This window comes from Brachybacterium sp. Marseille-Q7125 (assembly GCF_023062615.1).
Classification (GTDB): domain Bacteria; phylum Actinomycetota; class Actinomycetes; order Actinomycetales; family Dermabacteraceae; genus Brachybacterium.
The window spans coordinates 1-5090 of sequence record NZ_JALLAL010000088.1 but is presented as its reverse complement, the minus strand read 5'-3'; the positions used below and the strand labels follow the sequence as shown (position 1 = coordinate 5090).

Below are 5090 nucleotides of genomic sequence, written 5' to 3'. Positions count from 1 at the left end.
CCCGCTTTCGAGGCCGTCGAGATCTCCGACCTGTCACTGAACGACAACCCCACCCGCGCCATCCGCACACTCCACCGATCAGACCCCCGCCGACCGGAGGTGTTGCTTCGACGCTATGACACCACCCCGCTGGGTGTCATCGATTCCTTACATCCGCCGGCGACGAAAGAGCTCGTGATTCCTGCCGACGGCTTGGTTTTACAACCGGGACAGCTCTATATTGGCAACACCGTCGAGCGGATCGGGAGCTCGTGCTATGTTCCCTCACTGATCGGTCGTTCGAGTCTTGGCCGGCTCGGAATGTACCTGCAGCTCTCCGCAGATATGGGAAACCTTGGCGCCTCGCACCAATGGACCCTCGAAATAACCGTTGTGCAACCCCTCCGTGTTTATCCGGGAATGGTGTGTGGCCAGGTTTCGTTCTGGGTTCCGACCGGGGAAGTGGCACTTTACGACGGCTTGCTCGGGACCCTGTCGGCGCCTACCGTGCCCTCAGCCGCAATGATGAAAGAGGTGATTAGTAGGTGATTTTAACTGGACATGCTATAGAGCAGGGGGTGCTCGAACGGAAAATTCGCATCGCGCCGTTCGTGCCGGACCAAGTCAATCCAAACAGCTATGACCTGCGCTTGGCGCCTCGCCTCTTGGTGTACCGTGATCGAGAACTCGACGTCGCGCGCAATAACCCAGTCGATGAGGTCATCATCCCCCCTGACGGCATCATCCTGCAACCAGACCGGATATATCTGGGTGGCAGCATGGAGTACATCGGTAGTGACCACTATGTGCCGATTGTGCGGGCGAAATCAAGTCTCGCCCGCCTAGGCTTATTTATCCACGTCACGGCCGATTTAATCGATATCGGATCGCATGGCCCCACTACCTTCCAGCTGCATTCTGTGGCACCCCTGCGGGTATATCCGCAAATGCGGATTGCCCAAGTCGCCTACTGGGTCCCGCGAGGAAAAGTAAGGCTCTACGACGGCAAGTACAGCCCTGCCGAGGCACCTATGGCATCTCAGGCTTACCGCGACTTCGCCACTAAAGGAAACGAGGAGGACACCGCTGATGACACTTCAGAGCGTTGACATCGAGGAACGTGCCCGCTATTGGATGTCAGTGTTAGGAGATGATTATCTCCGCAGCCATTTCAGTACTGACCAGCCGTTGGCTGTTCAGCAGCTAACGCACAACCGTTATCGCACTAACCCACGCACTCTTGTCGACCACACTTTGGCTTGCCTTGATCTTGACGGCACCGAGGCGGTCTTGGACGTAGGGTGTGGCAACGGCTTCGTTCTGCGGGACGTTGCCTCACGGATGCGCTATCCCGGAAGCATTATGGCGATAGACCAGTCTAGCGAGATTCTCGACGTCGCAAGGAGCAACGTCAACTTCGCCTGGGTTCCGGTTAAGTATGTTCACGGTGACGCGAGACGGCTGGATGACCTGATTGAACAGAAATATGACCGCGTGATGGCCAATTTCCTCTTTCACTACATCGATGATCCTGATCAGATGGTAAGCCAGCTTCGGAGGGCCACCGCTGATGATGGGATGACCGTGGTGACTGTCGAGGGTTTGGACTCGATGCCCGAGATGTACCAGTTGCATGAGCAGGCAATGCACGCAGTGGGAATTCCTGACAGCGTGATTGAGCGGGCCCCGAAGGGGCGACGAGGCACTCTGTCGCCCCATAACGGCCAAGCCATCTTGGAGCAGGAATTCTCCAGCGTCAGCGTCCACCCGTACGAGGACTGGCTGCGGTTCAACGATGCGCGACCCTTTATGGAGTTTTACGCCCGAGGTCACCGGTACGCTGGCCTGGAGAAGGTTGCGGGCGGTGCAGTGGATGAGGAGCTGTTCAGCGCACTGTTCGACGACGTCCAGCAGCGCGTTGAAGAGATCATCGACCGGCAGGGCTTCTTCCGGCTGTCGAAGGTGAACGTCGTCTTCGTAGGCCGGCCCTGATGACAGCGAGGGTGGCTCTCGTTGGGCGGCCGGGAGCGGGAAAGTCGACTCTGGCTACCGCTCTGACAGCTCTAGATCGCAATTGGCAACAGCTTGCCATGGCTAGGCCCCTCTACGCCGCGCAGGCGGCACTCTTTGACCGGGCTGGAGTGCGACATAGCGAGCTCCGCCAAGATGGCGAGCTACTGTCATTCCTTGGTGGGCACCTCCGTCAGCGCGATCCGCGGGCACTTACCCGGCGAGTCATTACACGGGCCGACTGGTTGCAGGCGATCTCAAGCGAATTGTCGATTGTCATCAGTGACGCGCGGCCTCTAGACCTGGAGTCTCTGCGAGACGCTGGCTTCGCCGTGGTGCTGGTGCGTGCCCCTGAGAGTCTGAGAGTCGCTCGGTTGCAGGAGCGCAAGGATTTGTCCGCGAATCCTGACCGGGCTGGGGTGGAGGTCACTGGATCCGAGCCTGTTGCTGACCTGTACATTGATAATGCCGGATCGCTGGCCGATCTCGCGGCCCGCGCCGAGAGCTTGATAGATCATATTCCTGCAACTTCAGGTCCGCTCAGGGCTGCGACTGCTGTGCTGGGCGAGCTCCGTCAAGCTCTGTACGAGGAGGCGAGTGCCGCCATAGGTCGCGTCTACCGGCCATCGCGACACCAGCTGGGGTGCGCAATGCTCGGCGACGACGGGGAATTGGCGACGGGTGTCCATATCGAGGCAGAGGTGGGTCGCGCGTCGAGCTGTGCTGAGAACGGGGCACTGTCGCAGACCATCGCCCGTGGTGCCCTCCCTGTCGCGATGGTGACGGTTCGTCATCCCCGTCCCGGAGAGAATCGCGATTTGGAAATTATGCCTCCGTGTGGCCTGTGCCGTGAGGTGCTTAGCGGATACGGGCCCGACGCCATGGTCTGGTTGACCACCGGGCCGGTTCGTCTGCAAGAGCTGCTACCCCATAGGTACGTCGGAACGAAATGGATAAACAATGCCTGAACAGCTGGTCCTCGCGAATGTCTACGCAATAGTTCGAGACCGGGATAGGCCCGGGCGAATACTGCTTCAGAAGAGGTGGAAGCCCGAGTCGGACCCGGAAAACAGCGGTCGATGGGAGCTCCCGGGTGGGAAGTGGCGGGCTTTCGAGCCGCTGGCTTCGTGTGCTGAGCGGGAAGTTCTCGAGGAATCTGGTCTCAGCGATGTGGAGGTCCAGGTCAATCAGACTGACTATGAGCTGATGGGCGATCGTGTGCAGGTCAGCGATTCGATCCAGCTAGTGCAGATGCTCCAGGGTCCTTACCCCTCGGTGCTGGCCGTGGTCGACGTGGTTGCTTCGGGGCAGCCCCATGCGACAGGAGACGGATCCCGTGAGGCGCAGTGGATAGAGCAAGAGTCTCTGATGGAAATGATGCAGCACGAACCCGAATCGTTCACTGCGCTCAGTTTTGCAGCGCTTCGGTACCGGCTTTTTCAGCAATGACCGGTGGTTCCGCTTGGATGGGGCGAATTGCCGCTGCAGACGTGGAAGGCCTCGCTTATATCAGGGCCTGGTCTAACAAGCAACGCGCTGTCACCGCCGAAATCGCTGGAGAACTTGCCTTCTTCGGACGTCAAGCTCCCCGGCGTCGCAGCGTGCTGGGGTTCACCAGTGCAGCGGCCATGCCTCTTGTCCAGATCGACGACTCGACCTGGTTGTCCCCCCAGGTTCAGATGCGAAAGCTGTTGCTCTCTGCTGCTGCTGAAGGCAAACTGCTAGAAGACGGAGGGCTACCAATCAGTAGCGATCCGGTCATAGCGGCGGCGACAGCGGCGCTGGTTGCCGAACATCGCTGGGCGCTGATCCCAGCGGGGCGCCATGACTTCCGAAGCCTTGCTAGGAGAGATCCGCAGGTCTCCTGCGTGGTGCCAACTAGCAGCCGACTGGGTCGGATTTCAGAGTTCGGAGCTAGCTACAGCCTGTGCTTTAACAGCGGCTACTACATCTGGCTGGAAGAGGAGTTCGCCGATGGCTTCGCCGCCAGCGGTGACCCGATCGGGCTCGAGGTGGTCGATGGTGTTATCACGTCGCCGCCAATAGCCGCACGTTCGGCGCTGTTGAGAGTGCTCGACCGCTCCGGTGTGGACCGGATCATCGTGCGTCAGGTAGATGTAGGTGACCTCACCATCACCTTGCCCGGTGGGCTAGTCATCCATGGGGAGACGGCGGTCTGTCGGTGTGTCCATCCAAGGGAGTGTCTTGCAGCCGCTGCCGGAGAGATCCAAATCGTTACCCGAGCACGCGGCATCCCCGCTGTCGTGCCAGTGCCCCCGGGCTTCGTGGGTCTGACAATCTACGGTCGGCAGGTTGTCCAGATCGGTCGGCAAAGCGTTCCCTGTCCTGCCAACGGGCTCGTCGCACTCGTTCCGTCGAAATGTGCCAAAAGTCTGTTGGATCATGCGGGTGACAGCGCGTGGGTGGTCTACGACCTCGAGCTGGCTGGGGCGCGGGCTCTGTCAGGCAGTCAGGTGGGACCGGCCATGCTCCGGGCGTCCGAGGCCGTTGATGTGGTAGGCGAGGTGGCCAGCGGACGCGAGGTTTATCGCTCGACGACGGACTTTGGTGATGAAGCGGTCCCACCGGTGGCACTGACCGTCGACAAAATTGTGGACGAGCCACGCGGCAGGGCGGCAGTCGGCTTAACTCCGGCTGGAGACGTGTGCGTGTTAGTCGCCGAGGGTTGCGAACCGCGCTCGATCGAGCCTGGCTATGATGTTCCGGGTGTGACTTTGGCGGAGATGACGTCCGTACTCCTCGAAGCGGGCTGCCACGAGGCTGTGGCGCTCGATAGCGGTGGTGCAGCCAACATCTCTCGATGGGGTCGGCTCGCGGTTCCTCCCGCCGATCGCAACGATGTCGTCGGCGTCCCCTTCGAACGCTACGTCCCCGGGGCATGGCGGCTTGCGACCTCGGGTAATCCCAGTTGGTCACGCGCGTGGTAAGTGTCGGCTTATGAGGCCGTATTTGCTAACCTCGAGATTTCATCGAGGTGTGGTTTCGACTGGTGGACGACATAGAGAAAGATGCTCCTGACCTGGGATGATACGGGTTGTTCAGACTCGTAGCCATCCACTGGAAGGAGCACCTTTCAGGTG

The 5090-nt window shown here is 60.1% G+C and carries 5 protein-coding genes; all 5 read left to right on the top strand.

The window, feature by feature from the left end; translation table 11 throughout:
• Window positions 1–528, top strand: a 528-nt coding sequence (locus MU407_RS13515) for a hypothetical protein (protein ID WP_246958257.1), incomplete at its 5' end; no start/stop codon positions are given.
• Window positions 525–1088, top strand: a complete 564-nt coding sequence (locus MU407_RS13510) for a dCTP deaminase (RefSeq protein WP_246958255.1) — start codon at window positions 525–527, stop codon at window positions 1086–1088. The genes MU407_RS13515 and MU407_RS13510, both read left to right, overlap by 4 nt.
• Window positions 1069–1971, top strand: a complete 903-nt coding sequence (locus tag MU407_RS13505) for a class I SAM-dependent methyltransferase (protein WP_246958253.1) — start codon at window positions 1069–1071, stop codon at window positions 1969–1971. Before MU407_RS13510 ends, MU407_RS13505 begins: the two co-directional genes overlap by 20 nt.
• A 978-nt stretch (window positions 1972–2949) precedes the next feature.
• Window positions 2950–3438 carry an NUDIX domain-containing protein gene (locus tag MU407_RS13500; protein WP_246958251.1) on the top strand — a complete coding sequence of 163 codons (489 nt, stop codon included), beginning with the start codon at window positions 2950–2952 and terminating at the stop codon, window positions 3436–3438.
• 41 nt (window positions 3439–3479) lie between these two features.
• Window positions 3480–4937: a phosphodiester glycosidase family protein gene (locus tag MU407_RS14530; protein WP_246958243.1), complete on the top strand. Its 1458-nt coding sequence runs from the start codon at window positions 3480–3482 to the stop codon at window positions 4935–4937.
• Window positions 4938–5090 lie beyond the last annotated feature (153 nt).

What these genes read in the sequence shown, in the direction of transcription:
- MU407_RS13505 (WP_246958253.1), top strand. Translation starts at nt 1,069, where the DNA reads ATGACACTTCAGAGCGTTGACATCGAGGAACGTGCCCGCTATTGGATG.
- MU407_RS13500 (WP_246958251.1), top strand. Translation starts at nt 2,950, where the DNA reads ATGCCTGAACAGCTGGTCCTCGCGAATGTCTACGCAATAGTTCGAGAC.